We start from the raw sequence: 24,035 nt of genomic DNA, 5'->3' as shown, positions 1-24,035 counted from the left end.
ATGTTGCGTGATCAGTGAACACTGGATTGGAGCGAGCAGCGTTGCACGATTCTAACGTAGCCGTATATCGACGCCAATGCTTCACGGCGAGGACGGGCTAACCGGTCTGCGGCTTGTTATAGATATAAAAAGCCGCCCGCGGTGCGCGTCATCATACGCTCTCTATCGACGCAGATTCAGGGAGGTCGCGATGAAATTGCTCTTGGCGCGCACAATGCTCGTCGGCTCGATCCTCGGGCTGTCGGGTTGCGCAGCATTCGATTGGTGGCCGCAGTCAACGGCCAATGCGGGCGGAAAGCCTGGGGAGCAGTCATCAAGCAATACCGCAGGCGGTCCGGAAACATTCCCGCGCATCCCCGATGTCGGGCCTGGCGGGGCCGGTCAGACAGCGCCCGCCGGGCCGGCCGACACTTCCGCTCCCGCTCCCGCTCCCGCTCCCACGCCCGACCTGGCGAAGGCGCCGGCGGCCGTCGTCGCGGCCGGGCTCGATAGCGCGACCGTCGTCGACATGCTCGGCATGGCGTGGCAAGGCCTCCAGCGGCCGCAACCGATCGACCCGGCCATCGGGAAATACCTTGGCGGTTTCGGCGTCGTGGTCGACATGCTGCAAAGAGGCTTCGATGTCCGCGCCGCGCGCGAGGCGCATGCCGGCGTGGTGCGGCTGCGCGACGCGATGGGACCGGGTGAGACCAAAATCATCCACGTCAAGCAGGGGGCGGACGGCCGGGTCCAGGTCTATGAAGTGCCCAACCGTTTCGCGCCGATCGTGAAGAACCCGGGCGAGAAGGTCATCGAGTCAGAGATCGTCACGCCCGAGGTCGTCGTCCAGCGCGACGGCAGCGTGCTGCACATGTTCACCTCGCGCAGCGCGCTCACGCAAAAGGCGCGGGCAAGCTATGACCAGGAATGGCCGGCGTTCTACAAACGCGCCGATGCGGCGATCGCCGCCATCCTGGCGAAAGGCTGACCCATCATTTCGCTGGAGCGAACTGCAGCAGGTAGACGTCGTTCTCGCGTAGCGGCAGGCTGGTGGCCAGGCGGCCATCGGCGCCGACGGTGACCGTCTTCTGCTGCGACGGCTTGCCGGTGGCTTGCGCCTTGAGCGTGGCGACCTGCTGCCGGGTCAACTGCTTTGGCGAGCCCATGCCGATATAGGCGGTGAAGGCGTCGTTCTGCTTGTAGCCGACCTGCGACACCGTCATGGCGTAGGCGCTCGGCTTCAGGCCGCGCAGCGTCACGGCGACCTGGCCCTTGGCCTTCGGCGGCAAGTCCTTGATGTAGAACTGCTGGTTGTTGACCTTGTCGGGCAGCGTCTGGGTCACGTCCCATAGCAGGACCTGGGCATTGCCTTTGTCGTCGACGGTCGCCCAGGAATCCTTGTCCGCATTCTTGAGCTCCGTGTGGCCGAGCTGGTTCAGGAACTGGTAGGCGAAATAGGCCGGCTTCTTGATGCCCTGCGTGTTCATCAGCCCGAAGCCGCCGTGGAAGGCCTCGAAGCGCGGACCGGGCTCTTCGAAGATATCGGTGAACACCCAGTACGACATCGATTGCACCGCGCCGCTGCTCTGCTTGAGCTTTTTCAGGATGTAGGCGGCCTGGTGATAGCTGTCGTGGGTCGGGTCGGCCGGGGTGTACGACGAACTCCATTCGGTATAGTGCAGCTCGAGCTTCGGCATGCTCGAGGCGGCGATCTCCCTGCGGTTCTTGAGCACGTCGCTGGCCACCGCCATCTCGTCGCGGCTCAGGACCGTGCCCTTGGTGCCGAATTCGTCCAGGTAGCCTTCACCGACGCCATACGAGTGGGTACTGACGAAGTCGAGCGGCACCTTGTTCTTGTCGGCATAGGCCATCATTTCGGGAATCCAGGCCGCGCCGGCGGTGGCCGGGCCGCCGACCCGGTAGGAGGAATCGACACGCTTGATGGCGCGCGCCGCGTGGGCGTACAGCCGGAAGTACTCGTCCTGGGTGCCGGCCCAGAAGCCGTCCAGGTTCGGTTCGTTCCATACTTCGAAGTACCAGCTCGCGACTTCCTCCTTGCCATAGCGTTCGGTCCAGTGCCGCGTCAGGGCCTCGATCAGGCGCTCCCACTGGCCGTAGTCGCGTGGCGGCGTGACGTTGCCGCGCCACCAGAAGATGGTCTTGGCGCCGCTGGCCATGGCATTCGGCATGAAGCCCAGCTCGACGAAGGGCTTGATGCCGATCGAGAGCAGGTAGTCGAACAACGCATCGATGTACTGGAAGTTGTACTGTTCCTTGCCCTGGGCGTCGATCTTGTACACGCCCATGTCGTCGGTCAGGAGGCCGTGGAAGCGGATGTAGCGAAAGCCCGCGTCGCGCCGGATCTCGGCCAGCTGCTGCTGCCAGTCGGCGCGCAAGCCTTCGTTGGCGCGCCCGGCGCCGACCGACAGGTTGAACATGCGGTCGAGCTTGCCCTGGACCTGGGTGACGTCGACGTCGATGTTGCGCTGCTGCGCGAGCGCGCTGATTGGCAGAATGAGCGCCGCGGCCAGCAGGGCCCGGGCGAATGGCGTGTGTCTCATGGATCGAATTCCCGTGGTGAGCCTGGTGAAGCGCAAGCATACGGTGCGCCACCCGCCATGGCATGCGCCATGCGGATAGTTGAAGCAATCGTGCCGGACGTGTCAGGTTCAGGCGCCATGCCCGGGGCGCCGGCCAGCGAGGCGCGGAACGCCTTCGGCGTGCACCCATACTCCTCCTTGAAAAGCTTGTTGAAGTAAGAGGCGTTGTTGTAGCCGACCGTGTAGGCGACCTCGGAGACCGTGGCCGATCCCTTCTCGGCCAGCAGGCGCGCCGCCTCGGCCAGGCGCAGCTTGTTCAGGTAGCCGGTGAATGTGAAGCCCAGTTCGGCCTTGAGGATCTCGTTGACCTTGTTGCGGTTGACGCCGGCCGCCTGCACCACGGCGTCCAGGTCCAGGTCGGCCTCGGCATAGCGGCTCGCCATCGCCTGCAGGATGGCCGCCTTTTCGCGGTCGCGGCGCGGCTCGAGCGGGAGTTCGAGCGAGAGCTGCTGGTAGGCCACGATCGGCAAGTCCTTCTGCAGCTTGTCCTGCAGCTCGCGGCGCAGGGCGTGCGCGTGGGCGCGGAACAGCCACAGGCCGAAGCCGGCCCAGGCGAGCAGAAGAAACGCGCCGGGCATGATGATCCAGCGCAGGTCGCGGCCATGCAGGGTCAGGCTGCTCACGTCGACCACCAGCGCCACGTCGCGCGGTGTCTGGAAGGTGCTGCCGATGGCCAGCTTGGGCACCTGGTCCAGGCGGTAGGATTGGCGCGACAGCGGCAGTCCCGCATGGGCGAACCACCATTGCGGCGTCTCCATGCGCGTCAGGTCCAGTTCGACCCGGCTGCCTTGCTCGTTGCAGGAAAAGAAGCTCGATGGAGCGCGGTAGCTGGCCGGGTCGCCGCGCCGGGACAGGCCCTCCTCAAAGGTCGGCGCCACCAGCGACAAGGTGTTCTGTGGCGCGCAGGTGGCGATGAAGGACACCGAGGCAAAGCGCGTCAGGTCGGCGTGCGCCGGCTCACCGTTCGGTCCAAGGAAGAACAGGTTGGCTTCCGCGTAGGGATAGGTCGTGCCGCTGGCGACGTTCAGCGCCATGCGCAGACGCCGGCCGTCGTCGAGCACCCGCACGTTCGATGCGCCGCCGGCCGAGGCGTCGCCACCCGGGTGGACGCGCCAGGCCGCCTGGCCGTCGCCCGGGCCGCTCAACAGCGCGACGTCCAGGAAGCTGCGCCGGTAGCAGGCAGTGCCCAGCACCAGGCTAGCCGCGAGCAGCGCCAGGAGGGCCAGCAGCGCCCGGCGTTGGAAGGCATGCATGGCGAACTGTCAGCGAGCGCCTGCCGCGAACTCGCGCGCCGGCAGGCGCACGGTCACCGTCTGCACCGGAGCGTCGGCCGCCGTCGCGAGCATCACCCGGTATTCTCCGGCCGCGATCTTCCAGCGGTTCGATGCGGCGTCGAACACCGCCAGCGTGCGCGGGTCGACCGCCACCTTGCTGGCGCGACGCTCGCCGGCGTTCAGGGCCAGCTTGTCCCAGCCGCCCAGCCGTTTCGGCGCCTCCCAGCCGGCGCCGACCTTCGACACGTACACCTGCGGCACCGCCTTGCCGGCGCGCGCGCCGCTGTTCAGTGTGTCGAAGCTGACCTGGATGCCGCCGTCCGCCGCCTCGGCCTTCAGATTGGTGTAGGTGAAGCTGATGTACGACAGCCCGTGGCCGAAGGCGAACAGCGGTTTGTGCCCCTTCAGGTCGAACCATTTGTAGCCGACCGCCGCTCCCTCGACGTCGTAGTCGACGTCGAAGCGGCTGTCCTTGGGCAGGTCGAGGCCATCGAGCCTGGGCCGCGGCAGCTGGTTCTCGGCCAGCGGGAAGGTCTGCGGCAGGCGTCCCGAGGCATCCACTTCGCCGCTCAGCACGCGCGCGATCGCCTCGCCGCCATTCGTGCCCGGATACCAGGCCTGGACCACGCCAGCCACCTGGTCGACCCACGGCATCGTCACCGGGGTGCCGGTCTGCAGCACCACCACCGTGCGCGGATTGGCTTTCGCAACGGCGGCGATCAGCGCGTCCTGCCCGTTCGGCAGCGACAGATTCGGCACGTCGTTCGCCTCCGAGGTCCACTGGGTCGCGAACACCAGCACCACGTCGGCGCCGGCGGCGACTTTCGCGGCGCCAGCCGCATCCTTGCCGTCATGCCAGTCGAGCTTCGCCTTGCTGCGGCGGGCCAGGGCCTGCATCGGCGATCCTGGCAGATAGACCATCGGCCCCGGCCAGGCCGCCGGTCCCTCGTTGGGCACCGCCATGCCGCCGCGCGGATAGACCTGGGCCGAGCCGCCGCCGGACAGCACGCCCTTGTTGGCGTGGCCACCGATGATGGCGATGCGCCTCGAACCCGGGGCCAGCGGCAGCACATTGCCCGCGTTCTTGAGCAGGACGATGCCTTCCTCGGCGTCTTCCTGCGAGATGCGGGCGTGGTCGGCGTAGTCGATCTCCTTGTCGCGCACCTTCACGGGATTGTCCATCACGCCGTGCGCGCTCATCGCCCACAGGATGCGTGCCACCATATCGTCCAGGCGCCCCTCCGGCACGTGGCCGTTCTGCACCGCCTCTTTCAACGCGCCGTCGAAGTAGGGAGATTTGTCGAAGGGGTAGCCGGACTGCTGGTCGAGGCCCGCCAGCGCTGCGGGAATAGTCGAGTGCACGGCGCCCCAGTCCGACATCACATAGCCTTGATAGGCCCAGTCGCGCTTGAGCACCTTGTTCAGCAGGTGGTCGTTCTCGCAGCCGTACACGCCGCCGATGCGGTTGTACGAGCACATGACGGCGCCCGGGTTGCCGCGTTCGATGGCGATCTGGAAGGCCAGCAGGTCGGACATGCGCCCGGCGGCGTCCTGGATCTTGACGTTCAGGTGGTTGCGGCCCGTTTCCTGGTCGTTGTAGGCATAGTGCTTGACGGTCGAGATCACGTGGTTCGACTGCACGCCGCGAATCTGCTCGCCGGCCATGATCCCGGCCAGCAGCGGGTCTTCGCCGGTGTATTCGAAGTTGCGGCCGTTGCGCGGCTCGCGCGCCAGGTTGACGCTCCCACCCAGCATCACGTTGAAGCCCGACAGGCGCGCCTCCTTGCCGATCATGGCCGCGCCCTTGTAGGCCAGCGCCGGGTTCCAGGTGGCGGCGGTGGCGATCCCCGCCGGCAGCGAGGTGCGCTCGCGGGTCTGCTTGCCCGGCTGCGAGGCGACGCCGATGCCGGCGTCGGTCAGCCACTGCGGCGTGATGCCCAGGCGCTCGATGCCCTTGATATAGCCGGCCGACTGCACCAGCGCCTCGCCAGGGGGCTGCTTGCCCTGGAATTCGGCGCCGAACTGGCCGAACACCATGCCGATCTTCTCGTCGAGGGTCATCTGGCTCACCAGCTTTGCTGCGCGTTGCTGGGCGGCGTCGGGGGCCGCTTGCGCGCACTGGACGGCGCAGGCGGCGGCGAGGGCAATCGCCCAGCGGGCGTTCGGCAAAGCATGCTGCATACTCTTGTCTCCTTGGATTCTTGTTTGATGGCCGCGCCGCCCTGGACGGAGGCGCGGCCGGTTCGCGACCTCAGAACGTCACGCCGAGACGCACGCTGTAGCGCGGCCCCGTCACGAACCACGCGCGGCCCTTGTCGCCGACGTGATGGGTCATGATCTGCTTGTACCTGGCGTCGGTCAGGTTCTGGGCCTGGAAGTCGATGCGGTAGTTGTCGTTGAACTTGTAGCTGACGCCGCCGTCGAGCTGGCCATAGTCGTCGGCCCAGATCGGCAAGCCCCAGGCCACCACGTTCTGGCCGAAGGTCGGGCTGTCCGGATTGGTGTCGACGCCGTTGGTGCCGTTGGTGCCGTTGTTGTTGTTGCCCAGCAGGCTCTTCGAACGCCAGCTCCACGCCAGACGCGCCGACCACGGACCGCGGTCGTACAGCAGCGCCAGGTTATACGAGTTGCGCGACATGTATTCCAGCGGCAGGTCGCCGAAGGTGCGGCCGTCGGTATCGCAACCGTTCAGGTTCAGGTTGAGGTTGGCGGCGTTGTTGCCGGCCGTGCACCACGGCGAGAACACCGGGCTGTACAGGTCGCGCTTGGTCTTGACGTGGGTGTAGTTGGCCTGCACCCCGAAGCCCGCCAGCCAGCCCGGCAGGCGATCGAAGTACTGCTGGTAGGCGACTTCGACCCCGCGGGCGCTGCCGCGCGCGCCGTTCACCGGCGTGGCGACGGTGAAATCGATTGCACGTCCGGCCGAGTCGGTCAATTGATAGGACCGGCTCTGTTTGATGATGATGTCGCGCAGGCGCTTGTCGAACAGGCCGACGGTGAGCGAGCCGGCCTTGGCGAAATACCATTCGGCGGTGAGGTCGATATTTCGCGAGGTGACCGGACGCAGCATGGGATTGCCGATCGCCTCGCCGGTATGGCCGACCGAAGTGACGTTGGTGACCTGCCCGGCGCCGGTGCCGGTGGTCGTGCTGCTGACGTTCTGGCTCAGGGTGGTATAGGCCTGCAGCTGGTCGAAGTTCGGCCGCGACATGCCCTTGCCGATGGCGAAGCGGAACTGCAGCTCGTCGCTGGCCTTCAGCCGCAGGTTCAGGCTCGGCAGCCAGTTGTGGTAGCTGTTCTCATAGTCCTCGCGGCCGGCGAACGGCGCGATCACCGGCACCGGCAGGCCGGTGGTGCCGCCCGGCGGAACGATGAAGGTCGAGTTGTACACGGTGTAGCCGTACGAGTCGGATTCGGTCTTCACGTAGCGCAGCCCGACGTTGCCGTCGACGGGGAAGCGCAGGTTGTCGAAGGCAAAGCGCAGCTGGCCATAGATCGCCCTGGTCTTTTCCGCCTGCTCGTTGTCGCCCGATGGGTTGGCTTCGCCGAAGGCGGCCGGCGTCCACGGCGTGCAGCTGTTGCCTGCCTCCGCGCACAGGATGTCGTGGAAGCCGTGCAGCTGAGCATAGCTGCCGGGGAAACCGGCCGTGACCGACGCCGCCGGGAAGATGATCGCGGGGACGCTGGCGTCGCCGTTGAAGAAGTTGTTGAACTGGTTGACCGTGGTCGGCGCCTGGAAGCGCGGGTCGCTCAGGTAGGCCAGGTTATTGATCTGCCACGGCATCATCCAGCGCTGCGAGATGCCGACCCAGTGGTAGTTGGGGTTCGAATTGATGGTCTTGGCGTCACGGTCGGTCAGGCGCACGCCGACCCGCAGATCGCGCAGCACCGGGTGGTCGAAATCGTACTTGACGTCGCCTTTCCACGCCTTCTGCTCGGCCACGCTGCGGTCGAGGTGCTCTTGCGAGAAGGCCCAGAAGAAGTTATTCGGATCGCTCATCGCCGCGGCCTGCGCCGGGCTGAACGTGATGCGCGGCAGCGAACCCGTTACGTCGAGGTTCAGTTCCGGCATCAGGGTGCCGAGGGCCACCGTCGAATCGAAGCCTTCCGAGCGCGCCTTCACGTGCTGGAAGTCGGAGGTGAAGGTCCAGTTGCTGGAGGGCTTCCATTCGACGTTCCAGGCGATGTCGGTGGTGACCGAGTCGCGCGTCGCGGTGCGCGCATTGTTGGCGTACTCGATGCTGCCGGCGGTCGGGTTGGTGATGGTCCCGCTCAGGAAGGCGCCGTTGGCGTCATACACGCCGTTGGTCACGCGCAGGTTGGTCGGGGTGCCCTCGGCCGAGAACAGCGCATTCTCGTCCCAGCGCATATCGTATTTGGAGCGGAACCAGGTCAGGTGGCTCTTGAGGGTATTGTCCTTCTTCCACTGCAGCGCGCCATAGGCGCCCTGGCGCTTGCGGTCGAAGTCGAGCGTGCGCCATTGCGCTCCCTTGGGGATCCAGACGGTGCGGCCCGGCTCGGCGCCGGCGACCGGATAATACGGCTCGACCTGGAAGGCGTCGGTGCGGGTCACGCTGCGCGAACTGGCGAAATTGACCAGCGCGCCGATCTCGCCGATGCCGGTCTGCCATCGGTTCGAGTACAGCAGCGAGCCGGCGGGGTGGGTCTTGCCTTTCTTGAGCTCGGAGTAGGCGCCTTCGATGCTGCCCGAGATGCGCTGGCCCTTGATGTCGAAGGGCAGGGCGGTGCGCAGGTTGACCAGGCCCGAGATGCCGCCCTCGATCTGCTCGGCCGACGGGTTCTTGTAGACGTCGACGCCGGCCATCAGCTCGGGCGGCACGTCCTCGAAATTCAGGGCCCGGCCGCCGGTCGACGAGAACCAATCGCGGCCGTTCAGCTCCGAGCGCACCCAGCTCAGGCCACGGATCGACACGCCCGACCCTTCGACCGAGAAGTGCTCGGGGTCGGCGCGCGACATGGTGCGGTCGATGGTCACGCCGGGAATGCGCTGCAGCACTTCGGTGATGGACTTGTCGGGCAGCTTGCCGATGTCTTCGGCGACGATCGAATCGACCACTTCGTCCGAGTTCTTCTTGAGCTGCTGGGCGCTGTCGAGGGCGGCGCGCTGGCCGGTGACCGTGACCACCTGGGGAGCCGCGCTCGCCGCTGGCGCTGCTTGCTGAGCAAAAGCCGCGGACAAGCAGCACAGATGTGCGACGCCCACGGCAATGGCCGACTTGTTCAACTGTCTCATATTGTGTCTCCGTCTTTGTTTGAAGAACCCATCTATGGGGTCCCTTATCTGGTGCTGCCGGGATCGGCGACCGCCGGACGATGGCAATCGCGCAATCTGTCAGTAAATATAACATCTAATGTTAGGCGCAATCATTGGCTGAATGGGCTTGTCGTAAATATTTATTGATAACGTTGCGGTTTTGATGAAATCGTTATCATGACGCGACGTTTCCGGGCTGGCGCCGGGCCGGACATGGAACTGTGCGCGCCGCCAACTGCCTAAAAGCGACAGGCCGGCGTTTACCGGTGCCTGGCACTTCATCCATGGGCGAATGCCTGCCTCGATTGTCGATCTGGACGAGGGAGGAGATCATGCCTATCAAAAACATCGCCATCGCCTGCCAGGGCGGCGGCAGCCACGCGGCCTATGCCGCCGGCGCCTTGCCGGCGCTGCTGCCGCAGTTTCGCAATGCCGAGCTGGCGTCCGCGCGCGGGCGGGCGCTGGCGGACGGGGCTGCCGACATCTTGCAGCTGACCGGCATCAGCGGCACTTCGGGCGGCGCCATCAGCGCCTTGCTGGCCTGGTATGGCTACCTGCTGGGCGGCCCCGAGGCCGCCAGGGCCGGGCTCGAGCGCTTCTGGGATGCGAACTGCGCCAGCGCGCCCGGTGAACGCCTGCTGAACGACATCGGCCAGTGGGTCGGCGGCCTGACCCAGGTCGACCTGAAGCTGAGTCCCTACCTGTCGCCGCTGCGCGAGATCGAGCGCTTCGCCACCGCCACCTGGCCGATGCTGACCACGATGTATCCGCCGCTGGGCGGCTGGATCCGCGGTCATTACTTCCAGCTGCGCGAGTCGATCGCGCCGCACGTCGACTTCGACCTGGTCGGGGCCATCGGCGACTTTTGCAGCATTCCGCAAGAAATCAAACGCTGGCAGGCGATCGCCCTCGAGGAACGCATGGCCGATAGCGCGCGCGAGCGCGAACGGCTGCAGGCGCGCCAGGCCGCGATCGAGCACGACCTGCGGGCGCGGCTGGCGTCCAGCGGCTGGATCGCGGCCTGGTCGCGGGCGCACCGGCTGGCGCCGGGCACCTTGCTGTGCACCACCTTCGAGACCCTCGAGCTGCCCGAGCTGCGCTTCGAGGCGGACGCCCTGGGCCGCCTGGCGCAGGCGGTGCGCGACGCCGCCCGGGCGCTGCCGCAATTGCTGGTCGGCGCGGTGGACATCGACAGCGGCGCCTTCGTTGCCTTCAGCTCCGAGCGCGCGCCAATCGACGCCGGCATCACCCTCGACGCGGTGGTGGCCTCGGCCTCGCTGCCGTGGGTCTTCATGGCGCAATCGATCCAGGCGCTCGACCCCGAAACCCACGAGCCGCGCCGCATGGCGTGCTGGGACGGCCTGTTCTCGCAAAACCCGCCGATCAAGAATTTCATCTCGTCGGGCGTGGATCCGGCCAAGAAGCCGGACGGACTGTGGATCCTGCAGATCAACCAGGACCGCTACGACTTCAGCGGCAAGTTCGCCGGCCCGGGCAACGCCCAGTCGGGCGACGAACTGTGGCATCGTCGCGACACCCTGTCCGGCAACCTGTCGCTGAACCAGGAAGTGGCCTTCATCGAAGCCGTGAACGGGCGGCTGGACGATCCGGGCCAGCGCTCGCGTCCCCACGACAAGCCGATCGAGGTAGTGCGCATCGTGCTCGACGGCGAGGCGGTCGGCGCCGCAGTGCGCAAGGAGCTGGGACTGTTCTCGAAGTTCGACCGTGATCCGCAGCTGGCCCAGGCCTTGCTGGCGCACGGACGCGAGCAGGCCCGGCGCTACCTGGCGCTGCGCGCGCAATCCGGCGCGCTGTGGCAGGCGCTGGCCGAACAGGTGGGCATGATGGGAGCCAGGCCCAGCGAGCGCCTGGCCCAGGCCATGCCGTACCTGCCGGGCCATGCGCGCATGGCCGGCGGCCTGGTGGCGCCGGACGTGATCACGATCGAGGGCGCCGGCCAGGCCAGCCTGCGCTGGCATGCGAGCGAAGCCGAGGTGGAGGGCCAACTGGTGCGGATGAAGGGGCGCACGCTGCTGCGCATGGGAGAGGAGGGGTGGCGGCTGGGCGAGACGCGCCTGCTCGATGTCGCCGCAAGGACGGCGCCACCGGCCGGCGCACACGAGGGCGAACGGCCGCAGGCGGACCTGCCGTCCGCGGCGCGCCGGCGCGCCGCGCGCAAGGGCGATGGCGGCGAGGCGTCTTTACATTAGCAGGCGCGCTGAGGTTAGCACGACAATCGCGGGACAATTCTCACCTAATGTCACGCAGAAATTGTATACATTGCGTAAAATACTTATTTGTAGCGTTCATGAATTCATATATATTCCCGATATATCTCAAGGTCAACGGATATTGCAATGCAACATAACTCATATAGCAAGAATCGCATCCTGTTGAGCACCGGCGTGTTGGCCGCCGTGCTCGCCCTGTCCGCTTGTGGCAAGAAGTCGGACGTCGAGGCCTCCCCGGCCCCGACCGATCCCGCGTCGCCCGCAGCTGTCGCCACCCAGAATCCCGATCCGCACGCCGCTATCGTGGCCGAGCCGGCCACCGCGCCGTCGACGGTCCCGGGCACCGGTCCGGGCGAAGGCGGCACCGCGATCGGCGGCGTGGTCGCCGGCCAGGATGCGGAAAAGCCCCGCGACAGCGGTGCTTCGGAACCGACCGGTGGCGATGGCGCCACCCAGGCAACGACGCCGCCGGCCAGGTAACACGACCGGCGACGTAGCAAGGCGCGCACGCCACTGACCGTGGCAACGTCGCGATCGGCAAAGATGCCGGGGCCTCGACCCCGGCAGATCCTTTTGCGGCGTGCGCAATCCATTACTAGTAGGAGAACCTAGATGGGCATGAATCGTAGGCAGTTCCTCCGCGTGAGCGGGGCGGGACTGGCCGCGTCTACTATCGTCGCGCTCGGCTTTTCGCCGCTGCCGGCAATGGCCGAGACCCGGCACTATAAACTGGCAAAGGCCAAGGAGACGCGCAACACGTGTCCGTACTGCTCGGTGGGCTGCGGCCTGCTGATGTACAGCATCGGCGACGGCGCAAAGAACGTCACCTCGGACATCATCCATATCGAAGGCGACCCGGACCATCCGGTGAACCGCGGCACCCTGTGCCCGAAAGGCGCGGGTCTGCTCGACTTCGTGCATTCGCCGAACCGCCTGAAGTACCCGGAAGTGCGCGAGCCTGGCAGCAAGGAATGGAAGCGCGTGTCCTGGGACGAAGCGATGTCGCGCATCGCCAAGTTCATGAAGGACGACCGCGATGCGAACTTCGTGGTCAACAACGCCGAAGGCAAACTCGTCAACCGCTGGACCAGCACCGGTATGCTGTGTGCGTCCGCGGCGAGCAACGAAACGGGCTACATCACGCACAAAGCGATGCGTTCGATGGGCATGCTCGTCTTCGATAACCAGGCTCGCGTTTGACACGGACCTACGGTGGCCGGTCTGGCCCCGACGTTCGGACGTGGCGCGATGACCAACCATTGGGTTGACATCAAGAATGCCGATGTAGTACTGATTATGGGCGGCAATGCCGCCGAAGCTCACCCTTGCGGTTTCAAGTGGGTGATCGAAGCCAAGCATCACAATAAAGCCAAGCTGGTCGTGGTCGACCCGCGCTTCACGCGTTCGGCCGCCATGAGCGACTATTACGCGCCGATCCGCGCTGGCTCCGACATCGCCTTCCTGGGCGGCGTCATCAATTATCTGCTGAGCAATGACAAGATCCAGACCGAATACGTCCGGAGCTATACCAACGCCAGCTTCATCGTCGGCCCGGACTTCAAGTTCGAGGATGGCCTGTTCTCGGGCTACGACGAAACCAAGCGCCGCTACGACAACAAGTCGTGGGGCTACGCCATGGGCGAAGACGGTTACGCCAAGGTCGATCCGACCATGCAAGACCCGAATTGCGTCCTGCAGGTGATGAAGCGCCATTACTCGCGCTATACCCCCGAGCAAGTCAGCAAGATCACCGGCACCCCGGTCAAGCAGTTCCTGAAAGTGTGCGAATACATCGCGTCGACCGCCGTTCCGGGCCGCGCCATGACCATTCTGTACGCGCTGGGCTGGACCCAGCACAGCCAGGGCAGCCAGATCATCCGTACCGGCGCCATCATGCAGCTGCTGCTGGGTAACGTCGGCGTCGCCGGCGGTGGCCTGAACGCACTGCGCGGCCACTCCAACATCCAGGGTCTGACCGACCTGGGCCTGCTGTCGAACTCGCTGCCGGGCTACCTGTCCCTGGCGACCGACAACGAGCAGGACCTGGAGACCTACTACAAGCCGCGCGCGCTCAAGCCGCTGCGTCCGAACCAGATGAGCTACTGGCAGAACTATCCCAAGTTCTTCGTCAGCCTGCAAAAAGCCTGGTGGGGCGATGCCGCGACCGCGGAAAACAACTGGGCCTTCGACTACCTGCCGAAGATCGACAAGCTGTACGACGTGCTGCAGGCCTTCGAGCTGATGGGCCAAGGCAAGTTGAACGGTTACATCTGCCAGGGTTTCAACCCGGTTGGTTCCTTCCCTAACAAGAAGAAGATCATCGCCGGCCTGTCGAAGCTGAAGTTCCTGGTGACGATGGATCCGCTGAACACCGAGACCTCGGAATTCTGGCAAAACTTCGGCGAGTCGAACGACGTCGATCCGACCCAGATCCAGACCACCGTGTTCCGCCTGCCGACCACCTGCTTCGCCGAGGAAGACGGTTCGCTGTCGAACTCGTCGCGCTGGCTGCAGTGGCACTGGAAGGGCGCCGAGGCGCCGTACGAGGCCAAGCCGGACATCGAGATCATCGCCGACCTGTTCACCCGCATGAAGAATGCCTACATCAAGGATGGCGGCGCATTCCCTGACGCGATGGTGAACCTGTCCTGGCCGTACAAGATCCCGCACAGCCCGTCGGCCGAGGAACTCGCCAAGGAGTTCAACGGCAAGGCGCTGGCCGACCTGTACGATCCGAAGGATCCGTCCAAGCTGCTGCTCAAGAAGGGCCAGCAGGTGCCGGGCTTCGGCGTGCTGCGCGACGATGGCTCGACCGCCAGCGGCTGCTGGATCTATGCCGGCGCCTGGACCGAGGCCGGCAACCAGATGGCCAACCGCGACAATGCCGACCCGTACGGCATCGGCAATACGCTGGGCTGGGCCTGGGCATGGCCGGCGAACCGCCGCGTGCTGTACAACGGCGCTTCGGCCGATCCGAAGACCGGCAAGCCGTGGAATCCGCACCGCAACCTGATCGCATGGAACGGCAGCAGCTGGACCGGTTCCGACATTCCGGACATCCGTCCCGATGCGAATCCGGGCGACGAAGACCGCGTGCAGCCGTTCATCATGACGGCCGAAGGCGTGTCGCGCCTGTTCGCGCCGACCGGCATGGCCGAAGGTCCGCTGCCTGAGCACTACGAGCCGTTCGAGTCGCCGTTCCCGGTCAACCCGATGCACCCGAAGAACCCGAAAGCCCGCGCCAATCCGGCGGCGCGTGTGTTCAAGGGCGATATGGAAGCATTCGGCACCGCGAAGGACTTCCCGTACGTCGCGACCAGCTACCGTCTGACCGAGCACTTCCACTACTGGACCAAGAACGTCCAGAGTAACGCGATCATCCAGCCACAGCAGTTCGTGGAGATCGGCGAAGAGCTGGCCAAGGCCAAGGGCATCGCCAATGGCGACATGGTCAAGGTCTCGTCGATGCGCGGCTACATCAAGGCCAAGTGCGTCGTGACCAAGCGTATTCCGCAGCTCGACTGCGATGGCATGAAGGTGGATACGGTGGGCTTGCCGAACCACTGGGGCTTCGTCGGTTTGACCAAGCCGGGCTTCCTGGTGAACACGCTGACCCCGTTCGTGGGCGACGCGAATACCCAGACGCCTGAGTTCAAGTCGTTCCTGGTCAATATCGAAAGGGCTTAATACCATGTCTTCGCTTCAATCTCTCGATATCGCGAAGCGGTCGGCGACGACCGCGACGACGCCGGTGGCGCGTACCCACAAGGCCGAGGTCGCCAAGCTGATCGACGTCTCGAGCTGCATCGGCTGCAAGGCATGCCAGGTGGCGTGCATGCAGTGGAACGACCTGCGCGACGAAGTCGGCGAAAACCACGGCACGTACGACAACCCGCGCGACCTGACGCCGCAGTCGTGGACGGTCATGAAGTATTCGGAAGTCGTCACCCAGACGCCTGACGAAGGTGACCGCCTCGAGTGGCTGATCCGCAAGGACGGCTGCATGCACTGCGACGAGCCGGGCTGCCTGAAGGCCTGCCCGGCGCCGGGCGCGATCGTCAAGTACACCAACGGCATCGTCGACTTCATCAGCGAGAACTGCATCGGCTGCGGCTACTGCGTCGCCGGCTGCCCGTTCGACGTGCCACGCATCAGCAAGGTGGACTCGAAGGCCTACAAGTGCTCGCTGTGCGCGGACCGCGTGGCAGTGAACATGGAGCCTGCCTGCGTGAAGATCTGTCCTACTGGCGCCATCCGTTTCGGCACCAAGGAAGACATGATCGAATACGCGGGCGACCGTGTGGTCGACCTGAAGGAGCGCGGTTACCAGAACGCGGGCCTGTACAATCCGGCCGGCGTCGGCGGCACGCACGTCATGTACGTGCTGCAGCATGCCGACAAGCCGAACCTGTACTCGGGCCTGCCGGAAAACCCGACCATCAGCCCGACCGTGGCGCTGTGGAAGGGCGTGGCCAAGCCGCTGGGCGTGGCCGCGATGATCGGCGCCGCCGTGGCCGGTTTCTTCCACTACATGAAAGTGGGTCCGATCGAGACCCATGTGGACGAACCGCCGGTGCAGCCGACGCCCGACGCAGACCAGCGCGAAGATACGCGCGTTTAAGGAGAAGAACATGTTTATCACTCGCTATCGTGACCGCACGCGGATGAACCACTGGGCCGTGGCCCTGCTGTTCATCTGCGCGGGACTGACCGGGCTGGCATTGTTCCATCCTTCGATGTACTTCTTCAGCGCCTTCTTCGGCGGTGGACAGTGGACCCGCATCCTGCACCCGTTCTTCGGGCTGTTCATGGTGCTGGGCTTCGTGTTCCTGTTCTTCGCCGTGGTGCGCGACAACTTCTGGACCAAGTCCGATACGGAATGGGTCAAGAAGGCGCCGCACATGGTGACCACAGGCGACGAGCACGGCATGCCGCCGGTGCACAAGTACAACGCCGGCCAGAAGGGCGTGTTCTGGGTGTTCGCGATCAGCCTCGTGCTGCTCCTGATCACCGGGTTCATGTTCTGGCAGCCGTGGTTCGCGGACTTCTTCTCGATTCCGCTGCGCCGCGCCGCGATGCTGGTCCATGCCGTGGCAGCGTTCGCGCTGGTGCTGAGCGTGATCATCCACGTGTACGCCGCCATCTGGGTCAAGGGCTCGTTCCGCGCCATGACCCGTGGCACCGTGCACGAGGACTGGGCGAAGTCGCACCATCCATTGTGGTATAAGGAAGTCACGCAAGACAATGCCTCGCGCAAGAAACGTTAAGGACTTCACTGCTCTATGAGTGTTACCAAAGCAACACCGCTGCTCAGCCCGGAAGAAATCGCGGTCCGGTCCGGGCAGCAGATGCCCTACCTGCACCTCCCGGTGCGGGCAGAGCTGTTCGCCACCCGTGAAACCCGCCTGCGCGAGCTGGCGGCCGGGCATGCGATGCGCGACTTCCTGCTGTTCGCCGCCGAACTGGCGCATGTGCAGCATGAAGTCCTGCAGGACTACCCGGAAGTCGCGCTGCCGAGCAGCGACGACTTGCTGGCCGCCGGCCGCGCCGCCCAGGCGCCGCTGCCGGCGCCGCTGTGGCCGCGTGACCCGGCCTGGCGTGCGGCTTTCCGCCGCATGCTGGAGCTGCTGGTCCCGCGCCTCGCGGGCAGCCCGGCCCAGGCGGCCGTGCAGGCCTTGCTGGCCCAGGACGACGCCCACCTCGAGGGCCAGGCCGAACTGCTGCTGCAAGGCGCGGCCGGCCTGGACATGAGCGCGGCGCCGCTGGTGGCGGCCGGCCTGCAGGTCTACTGGACCCATATGGTGCTGGCCATTCAGCAGGCCCACGGCGCGGCGCGCCAGGAACCGTTCGGGCGCACGCTCGACGTGACCCTGTGCCCGTGCTGCGGCAGCTTGCCGACCTCGTCGGTCACCAGGCTGGACGCCAGCGGCAGCAACTTCCGCTACCTCAATTGCGCGCTGTGCTCGACACAGTGGCATATGGTGCGGGTCAAGTGCAGCCACTGCCAGTCCACCAAGGGCATCCATTACCACTCGCTGCAGGCGGTGGCCACCGATGGCGCGCAGGAAGATACGGCGCAGGCATCGGTCCAGGCCGAAACTTGCGACGAGTGCGGCCACTACCTCAAGATCGTGCGCATGGAGCGAGATCTCCACGTCGATCCGGTGGCGGACGACGTGGCCACGCTGACACTGGATATTTTGGTGTCCGAAGCAGGCTTCCAGCCGCATGGCGTCAACTTGTTGCTGCTCACGGGCGGTGAAGAGGACGCTGGCGAGTCCGACGAACGAACGAGGAACTGACCATGTCGCTTGACGAGTCCGTGGTCCACGGCTCGAAGGCGACAGTCAAGGATCTGCCTTCGATCGATAAACTGCTGCGCCTGCCATCCGTGCAGGCGCTGGTTTCCAGCCACGGCCATACCCTGGTCGCGCTGGAAGCGCGCGCGCAAGTGGACAACCTGCGCGCGCAGGCCCTGGCCGGCGCGCTCCCCGCGAGCGCGCTGTTGCCGGAGGCGCTCGGCCACATGCTGGCCGGGCGTATCGCCGGACGCCTGGCGCCGAACATGCGCCGGGTGATCAACCTGACCGGCACGGTCATCCATACCAATCTCGGACGCGCCGTCCTGCCGCAAGCGGCAATCGACCACCTGGTGGCGATGATGGCCGGCCCGAACAACCTCGAATACGAACTCGCCAGGGGCAGCCGGGGCGATCGCGACAGCATCGTCGAAGGCCTGCTGTGCGAGATCACGGGCGCCGAAGCCGCGACCGTGGTCAACAACAACGCCGCCGCCGTGCTGCTGTCGCTGGCGGCGCTGGGCGGCGGACGCGAAGCGATCGTCTCGCGCGGCGAACTGGTGGAAATCGGCGGCGCCTTCCGCATGCCCGACGTAATGGCCAGCGCCGGCGCCCACATGGTCGAAGTCGGCACCACCAACCGCACCCACCTGGCCGACTACGAACGCGCCATCAACGAGCGCACCGCGCTCCTGTTGAAGGTTCACACCAGCAATTACGCGGTGCAGGGCTTCACCAGCGCGGTGTCGGAGGCGGAACTCGCCCCCCTGGCGCGCGCCCGCGGCGTGGCCCTGGTCAGCGACCTGGGCAGCGGTTCGCTGATCGACATGGGCAAATACGGCCTGCCGCAGGAACCGACGCCGCAGCAGATGCTGGCGGCCGGCTGCGACGTGGTCACCTTTTCGGGCGACAAGCTGCTGGGCGGGCCGCAGGCCGGCCTGATCGTCGGCTCGAAGGAATTCGTCACCCGCATCCGCACCTTCCCGATGAAGCGCGCGCTGCGCCTGTCGAAGCTGCCGCTGGCGGCGCTGGAAGCGACGCTGCGGCTGTACCTGCAGCCCGAGCTGCTGGTGCGCGACTTGCCGACCCTGCGCTGGCTGACGCGCACCCAGGAGCAGGTGGGCGCCACCGCGAACGCCATCCTGACGCCGCTGCGCGAGGCGCTGGCGCCGCGCTATACGGTGACGCTGGAGACGATGGTGAGCCAGATCGGTTCCGGCTCGCTGCCGATCGACCGCCTGCCGTCGAGCGGGCTGGCGATCGCGCCGAACCTCTCCAGCAAGCGTGGCATGGGCACGGCGCTCGACGCCCTGGCCGAAGCGCTGCGCGCGCTGCCGCTGCCGGTAATCGGCCGCATCGCCGACGACCGCCTGCTGCTCGACTGCCGCTGCGTCGACGACCCGGCCGAGCTGCTGCGGCAGCTGGGCGCATTGCGCGCGGCGCTCGTCGAAGCATAAGAACCTAAAGGATTTCGCATGATCGTCGGCACCGCCGGACACATTGACCATGGCAAGACCGCGCTGGTGCGCGCGCTGACCGGCATCGACGCCGACCGCCTGCCGGAAGAGAAAAAGCGTGGCATCACCATCGAACTGGGCTATGCCTGGATGCCTCTCGAGGATGGCGCCCGGATCGGCTTCGTCGACGTGCCGGGCCACGAAAAGCTGGTGCGCACGATGGTCGCCGGCGCCAGCGGCATCGATTTCGGCCTTTTGCTGATCGCGGCCGACGACGGTCCGATGCCGCAGACGATCGAGCACGCGACCATCCTGTCGCTGCTCGGCGTGCGGCGCGGCGCCGCCGTGATCACCAAGATCGACCGCGTCGACGCCGAGCGCCTGGCCGAGACCGAGGCAGCGGTCGCCGGCCTCCTGGCCAGCGCGGGTCTCGAGGATTACCCAGTACTGAAAGTGTCGAGCATCCGCGGCGACGGCATCGACGCCTTGCGCGCACTGCTGGTGCGGGAGCTGCAGGCGGCGCCCATCGACGGCGCGCCCGGCGCGGGCTTTCGCATGGGCCTGGACCGCGCGTTCACGCTCGATGGCGTGGGCACCGTGGTCGCGGGCAGCGTCTCGAGCGGCAAGGTCGGCATCGGCGACGGCCTGTCGCTGGCCGCCGCGCCGGACAGGGAATATCGCGTGCGCAGCCTGCAGGTGCACAGCCGGGCGGCGCAGGAAGCCCACGCCGGCCAGCGCTGCGCGGTCGGCCTGGCCGGCCTGGAACGCAGCGACGAGTTGCGCGGCCAGGTGCTGTGCGACCCGGCGATCGCGCTGACGACGCAGCGCATCGACGTCTGGCTGCAGGTGGCGGCCACCGAAGAGCGCGCGCTGCGCTCGGGCACCCTGGTGCACCTGCACGCCGCGACCCAGGATTGCCTGGCCACCGTGGCGGTGCTGGGCCAGCCGTCGATCGCGCCCGGCGCGGCGGCGCCGGCGCAACTGGTGCTGCACAAGCCGGCCAACGTCTGGCACGGCGACCGTTTCATCTTGCGCGACGCCTCGGCGATCCGCACCGTCGCCGGCGGGTCGGTGCTCGATCCCCTCGGGCCGGTGCGCTATCGCCAGACGCCGGAACGCCTGGCCTATCTGGAGACCCAGCGCGCCGACGAACCCCTGACGCGCCTGCTGGGCGCGCTGGCCCAGGCGCCGTATGGCGTCAACGGCGCGACCTGGCTGAGGAGCAGCGGCCTGGCGCGCTGGCCGTTCGACCTGGAGAAGGTGCCGGACATCGTGGTCGGCGCCGGCGGCGAGTGGCTGATTTCACGTGCGCGCCTGCAGGAGAACGAGGCCGGCCTGCTGCGGGCGCTGGGCGACTTCCATGCGAAGTATCCCGACGAGATCGGCCCCGACCTGCTGCGCGCGCGCCGCCTGGCCGCGCCGCGCATGCCCGAGGCATTGTGGCTGCAGCTGACCGGCCACATGATCGCGGCCGGCAGCGTCAACCGCCGCAACGGCTTCCTGCATTTGCCGGAGCACGGCGTGGCGCTGCGCGCGGCCGAGCAGGTGGTGGCCGAGCACGCGCTGCCGAAACTGCTGGACGGCCGCTTCGATCCACCCTGGGTGCGCGACATCGCCCAGACCGCGCGCCTGCCCGAAGCGCAGGTGCGCCAGGTGCTGGGCCGCATGGCGCGCGGCGGCGACGTCTACCAGGTGGTCAAGGATTTGTTCTACCACCCGGCCGTGATGCAGGAGGCGGCCGACCTGGTGCGCCGCCTGGCGCGCGATGATGCCCAGGGACAGGTCACGGCAGGGCGTTTCCGCGACGAGACCGGCCTGGGCCGCAAGCGCGCGATCCAGATCCTGGAATTCTTCGACCGCATCGGCTTCTTGCGCCGGGTCGGCGACGTGCACCTGCTACGGCCGGGGACCTTGCTGTTTCCGCCGAAGGACTAGCAGGCCGCCAAGGCCGGCCAGCATCAGGGCCGGCATGCCCGGCTCCGGCACCTGGGCCGGATCCGCGAAAGTGAAGTCGTCCATCGCGTATGAACCCTGGGCGCCGGTGCGCACGACCACCGAATCGATCGCGCCATCCCATCCGGCGTCGAGGAAGGCCGACACGCCCGAGAGTTGCAGGGACGCCGAGCTGGCGACCAGGCGGTCGCCGAAGTAGAGGTCGAAGTGCACGCTGCCGTCCTCATACCCGGAGAACCAGGCGCCGTTGAATACCGTCGGCGCGAGGAAGCGGATCGTGCTCGCGATCGGCCCGCCGTCGATCCAGTCGGTCGTGACCTGGCCCAGGCCCGAGTGCGGCGTGAAAGGCGCTCCTTGCGCGGTAAAGACATTCAGGCCGGACGCCGACCAGTCCAGGCCACCATAGTTGCCGGGCACGGCGGCAAAGCCGTCTGGGCCAACGATGTCGTCGAAGTCCAGCACCGCGGCCGCGGCGAACGGAGCGCACAGCGCGATGGCGGCGCCGACCGCCAAGTTGCGAATGATCGATTGCATGAGAATTCCTTTCGATGGTTGTCTAGATGCGGCCCAGCGCCGGGTCGCTGACCGTGTGGCGGCCGGTCTCGACGCGGCCGGCGAAGCGGCGCAGGTAGTCGGGCTGGCCGGAGACGGTGGCGCTGAAGTCGTACCAGTAATCGTTGCCGGCGACCGGGATGCGCACCGTGAGTTCGGTGCGCGGCGCCAGCGTGTGCTGTTGCCGTAGCGCTGCATACGCGTTGGCGCCCAGGTTGAAGGTGCAGGGCGCCGCGCCGCCATTCACCAGGCGCAGCACCAGTTCGCCGGCAGCGGCGTCGCAGCGCACCTGGACGTCGGGACGCGGCTGGCCCGCCGCTACGGCGCGCAGCGCGCTGCCGGTGAAATGGCGGTGGTAGCCGTTCGGCCCCAGCACCCACAGGTCGTAGGCGCCGCCGACCGCCGGCGTCCACACGTCCGACAACGACTTGCCCGCCTCGACCGTGTAGCGGCGCGGGATGGCGGCCAGGTTCTTGCGGTCGTAGACGTGGAACACCGCGCCCTGGCGGCCGGTGTTGATGAAGGTGAGCGCCACCCGCGCTGCGGCCATCGTGGCGCCCGGCTGCACCTCGCAGGTGGTCGCCAGCTCGTACGGCAGCGCGCGCGAGGGTCGCGTCCCCGCGGCCTGGACGGGCATTTGCGGCGCGGCGGGCGCCGGGATCTGCGGCAGCCGTTGCTGGGAGGCGCGCAGGGCATCCGCCTCGCTCTTCGTCTTGCGCCCTGTTAGCACCGGCAACGCCTCGTCGTTGGGCGACACGAAGTTGAAGGCGCTGGTGAGATCGCCGCATACCGCCCGCCGGAACGGGCTGATGTTCGGCTCCTTCACGCCGAAACGCGCTTCCAGGAAGCGCAGCACCGAGGTGTGATCGAACACATGCGAGTTGACCCAGCCGCCGCGGCTCCATGGCGAGATTACGTACATCGGCACGCGCGGGCCGGGGCCGTACACGCGGCCGTCCGGCGCCGGCTGTTTGGTGCTGCCGGGCGGCCGTGGATGCGTGTAGTACTCGTGCGCCAGGTCGCCGGGCGCCAGCGTGGACTTGCCGGCGTAGCCGCCCTTGCCGTCGGGTGACGGGGCCGAGGGGGAGGGCACGTGGTCGAAGTAGCCGTCGTTCTCGTCGAAGTTGACGATCAGGACGGTCTTGCTCCAGACCTCGGGGTTGGCGGTCAGGGCGTCCAGCACCTCTTGCAGGAACCAGGAACCCTGCACCGGACTCGATGGGCCTGGATGCTCGCAGTAGATCGATGGCGCGTTCATCCACGATACCTGCGGCAGCTTGCCCTCGCGGATGTCGCGCCTGAAGGCGTCCAGGTACTGCTCGGGCCGGGTCCCCGGCAAGGTGTTGGCGATGCCCTTGTAGAGCGGATTGTCCGGGTTGTCGGTCGCCGCGTCATAGGCTTTATAGGGCAGCGACTGGCCGGTATTGGTGTAGGGCTGGCCAGGCGCGCCGCCGCTCGAGACCGGGTAGCCCGACGCGATATTGGCGCGCCTGAACTGGCGGAAGGCGCCCAGCATATTGTCGCCCCACTCGTCGGGCATGTTCTGGTAGCTGATCCAGCTGATGCCGGCCGCTTCGAGACGTTCGGCATAGGTGGTTCAGGTGTAGCCGGTATTGACGCCGCCCGGCAGGCCGTCGATCGCATCCCACTCGTTGGTGACGAAGGCCGTGCCGGTCGGCACCGCGCCATTGGTGCCGGTCAGGAAGAACGAGCGGTTGGCGTCGGTCCCGGTGTGCATCGCGCAGTGGTAGGCGTCGCACAGGGTGAAGGCGTTGGCCAGCGCGAAGGCGAAGGGGATTTCGCTCTCCTTGAAATACCCCATCGAGATCGGATTCTTGTAGCGCGGCCACTGGTCCATGCGGCCGTTGTCCCAGGCCAGCTGGCTGTCGAGCCAGTCGTGCGGCGTGCCGTTGGCGCGTTGGGCATTGCCCTTGCTGCCGTCGAGGTGGAAGGGCATCATCAGGTTGCCGTTGCCCATGCGCTGCTGCCACACGCTGCGGCCCTCCGGGAGCGGAATCGGGAAACGGTCGCCGAAGCCGCGCACGCCGGCCAGCGTGCCGAAGTAATGGTCGAAGGCGCGGTTTTCCTGCATCAGGATCACCACGTGCTCGACGTCGCGGATGGTGCCGGTGGCATTGTTGGCGGGGATGGCCAGCGCGCGCTGGATGGCGGGCGGGAAGGCGGCGTAGGTGGCGGCGGCGATGCCGGCGCGGGCGCTGCTGCTCAGGAATCTGCGGCGTGAAGTCATGAGATCTGTCCGGAAATTTTCGATTGCGATTGGGCAACAAACTGTGCCGCTGTGTGTTGTCGTGCCGACATGGCTTGCAACTTCGCCAAGGTAAGCGACGTGCATGACGATGTCATGACACGCGGGCGCGCGAACCCGCGTCGCCCCTGTCGAAACCCCCGCCGCTC

At 66.7% G+C, this 24,035-nt stretch carries 14 protein-coding genes and 1 pseudogene; 9 read left to right on the top strand and 6 right to left on the bottom strand.

Annotated elements, in window-relative coordinates:
• Nucleotides 1-190 precede the first annotated feature (190 nt).
• Nucleotides 191-967, top strand: coding sequence for a hypothetical protein (locus ABIB42_RS13380; RefSeq protein ID WP_005671038.1), 777 nt, complete (start codon nt 191-193; stop codon nt 965-967).
• A gap of 4 nt (nt 968-971) precedes the next feature.
• Here the strand turns inward: ABIB42_RS13380 and ABIB42_RS13375 are convergent, their stop codons facing one another.
• From ABIB42_RS13375 to ABIB42_RS13360, 4 genes are all read right to left on the bottom strand, one after another.
• Nucleotides 972-2,540: a GH39 family glycosyl hydrolase gene (locus ABIB42_RS13375; RefSeq protein ID WP_429248456.1), complete on the bottom strand. Its 1,569-nt coding sequence runs from the start codon at nt 2,538-2,540 to the stop codon at nt 972-974.
• Entirely contained in the window at nt 2,537-3,832 is a 1,296-nt protein-coding gene (locus ABIB42_RS13370) for a helix-turn-helix domain-containing protein (RefSeq protein ID WP_005671034.1), read from the bottom strand. The genes ABIB42_RS13375 and ABIB42_RS13370 overlap by 4 nt, the downstream gene beginning before the upstream one ends.
• Before the next feature lie 9 nt (nt 3,833-3,841).
• Nucleotides 3,842-6,034 (bottom strand): beta-glucosidase, encoded by a 2,193-nt coding sequence (locus ABIB42_RS13365; RefSeq protein ID WP_429248455.1) that lies wholly within the window; start codon nt 6,032-6,034, stop codon nt 3,842-3,844.
• 70 nt (nt 6,035-6,104) lie between these two features.
• On the bottom strand, nt 6,105-9,107 hold the full coding sequence (locus ABIB42_RS13360) for a TonB-dependent receptor (RefSeq protein ID WP_429248454.1): 3,003 nt from the start codon (nt 9,105-9,107) through the stop codon (nt 6,105-6,107).
• Between the two features lie 353 nt (nt 9,108-9,460).
• On the opposite strand from ABIB42_RS13360, the gene ABIB42_RS13355 reads away from it, so the two are divergent.
• The 8 genes from ABIB42_RS13355 (at nt 9,461) to selB (ending at nt 21,050) form a co-directional block, all read left to right on the top strand.
• Entirely contained in the window at nt 9,461-11,338 is a 1,878-nt protein-coding gene (locus ABIB42_RS13355; protein WP_429248453.1) for a patatin-like phospholipase family protein, read from the top strand.
• Between the two features lie 147 nt (nt 11,339-11,485).
• On the top strand, nt 11,486-11,839 hold the full coding sequence (locus ABIB42_RS13350) for a hypothetical protein (protein ID WP_005671024.1): 354 nt from the start codon (nt 11,486-11,488) through the stop codon (nt 11,837-11,839).
• Nucleotides 11,840-11,971: 132 nt separating this feature from the next.
• Nucleotides 11,972-15,046: a formate dehydrogenase-N subunit alpha gene (gene fdnG, locus ABIB42_RS13345; protein ID WP_157225741.1), complete on the top strand. Its 3,075-nt coding sequence runs from the start codon at nt 11,972-11,974 to the stop codon at nt 15,044-15,046.
• A 4-nt stretch (nt 15,047-15,050) separates the two neighbouring features.
• Entirely contained in the window at nt 15,051-15,980 is a 930-nt protein-coding gene (fdxH, locus tag ABIB42_RS13340; protein ID WP_184236321.1) for a formate dehydrogenase subunit beta, read from the top strand.
• Between the two features lie 10 nt (nt 15,981-15,990).
• Nucleotides 15,991-16,626, top strand: coding sequence for a formate dehydrogenase subunit gamma (locus ABIB42_RS13335; RefSeq protein ID WP_005671016.1), 636 nt, complete (start codon nt 15,991-15,993; stop codon nt 16,624-16,626).
• Between the two features lie 15 nt (nt 16,627-16,641).
• Nucleotides 16,642-17,661 carry a formate dehydrogenase accessory protein FdhE gene (gene fdhE, locus ABIB42_RS13330; RefSeq protein WP_005671014.1) on the top strand — a complete coding sequence of 340 codons (1,020 nt, stop codon included), beginning with the start codon at nt 16,642-16,644 and terminating at the stop codon, nt 17,659-17,661.
• Between the two features lie 2 nt (nt 17,662-17,663).
• A complete protein-coding gene (gene selA, locus ABIB42_RS13325; protein ID WP_429248452.1) occupies nt 17,664-19,115 on the top strand; it encodes an L-seryl-tRNA(Sec) selenium transferase in 1,452 nt (483 codons plus the stop codon).
• A gap of 18 nt (nt 19,116-19,133) precedes the next feature.
• Nucleotides 19,134-21,050: a selenocysteine-specific translation elongation factor gene (selB, locus tag ABIB42_RS13320; protein WP_429248451.1), complete on the top strand. Its 1,917-nt coding sequence runs from the start codon at nt 19,134-19,136 to the stop codon at nt 21,048-21,050.
• On the opposite strand, the gene ABIB42_RS13315 is transcribed toward selB, so the two are convergent.
• Nucleotides 21,012-21,602 carry a PEP-CTERM sorting domain-containing protein gene (locus ABIB42_RS13315; protein WP_184236309.1) on the bottom strand — a complete coding sequence of 197 codons (591 nt, stop codon included), beginning with the start codon at nt 21,600-21,602 and terminating at the stop codon, nt 21,012-21,014. The two genes, selB and ABIB42_RS13315, sit on opposite strands and share 39 nt — an antisense overlap.
• A 22-nt stretch (nt 21,603-21,624) precedes the next feature.
• Nucleotides 21,625-23,868: pseudogene (locus ABIB42_RS13310) on the bottom strand (phosphocholine-specific phospholipase C).
• Nucleotides 23,869-24,035 lie beyond the last annotated feature (167 nt).

Origin of the sequence: Massilia sp. UYP32 (assembly GCF_050434365.1) — a bacterium.
In the GTDB taxonomy this organism is placed as follows: domain Bacteria; phylum Pseudomonadota; class Gammaproteobacteria; order Burkholderiales; family Burkholderiaceae_D; genus Telluria; species Telluria timonae.
This window is presented reverse-complemented; position numbering and strand designations above follow the sequence as displayed.

Coding starts and splice junctions, on each gene's coding strand:
- ABIB42_RS13380 (WP_005671038.1), top strand. CDS start 191: ATGAAATTGCTCTTGGCGCGCACAATGCTCGTCGGCTCGATCCTCGGG.
- ABIB42_RS13375 (WP_429248456.1), bottom strand. CDS start 2,540: ATGAGACACACGCCATTCGCCCGGGCCCTGCTGGCCGCGGCGCTCATT.
- ABIB42_RS13370 (WP_005671034.1), bottom strand. CDS start 3,832: ATGCATGCCTTCCAACGCCGGGCGCTGCTGGCCCTCCTGGCGCTGCTC.
- ABIB42_RS13365 (WP_429248455.1), bottom strand. CDS start 6,034: ATGCAGCATGCTTTGCCGAACGCCCGCTGGGCGATTGCCCTCGCCGCC.
- ABIB42_RS13360 (WP_429248454.1), bottom strand. CDS start 9,107: ATGAGACAGTTGAACAAGTCGGCCATTGCCGTGGGCGTCGCACATCTG.
- ABIB42_RS13355 (WP_429248453.1), top strand. CDS start 9,461: ATGCCTATCAAAAACATCGCCATCGCCTGCCAGGGCGGCGGCAGCCAC.
- ABIB42_RS13350 (WP_005671024.1), top strand. CDS start 11,486: ATGCAACATAACTCATATAGCAAGAATCGCATCCTGTTGAGCACCGGC.
- fdxH (WP_184236321.1), top strand. CDS start 15,051: ATGTCTTCGCTTCAATCTCTCGATATCGCGAAGCGGTCGGCGACGACC.
- ABIB42_RS13335 (WP_005671016.1), top strand. CDS start 15,991: ATGTTTATCACTCGCTATCGTGACCGCACGCGGATGAACCACTGGGCC.
- fdhE (WP_005671014.1), top strand. CDS start 16,642: ATGAGTGTTACCAAAGCAACACCGCTGCTCAGCCCGGAAGAAATCGCG.
- selA (WP_429248452.1), top strand. CDS start 17,664: ATGTCGCTTGACGAGTCCGTGGTCCACGGCTCGAAGGCGACAGTCAAG.
- selB (WP_429248451.1), top strand. CDS start 19,134: ATGATCGTCGGCACCGCCGGACACATTGACCATGGCAAGACCGCGCTG.
- ABIB42_RS13315 (WP_184236309.1), bottom strand. CDS start 21,602: ATGCAATCGATCATTCGCAACTTGGCGGTCGGCGCCGCCATCGCGCTG.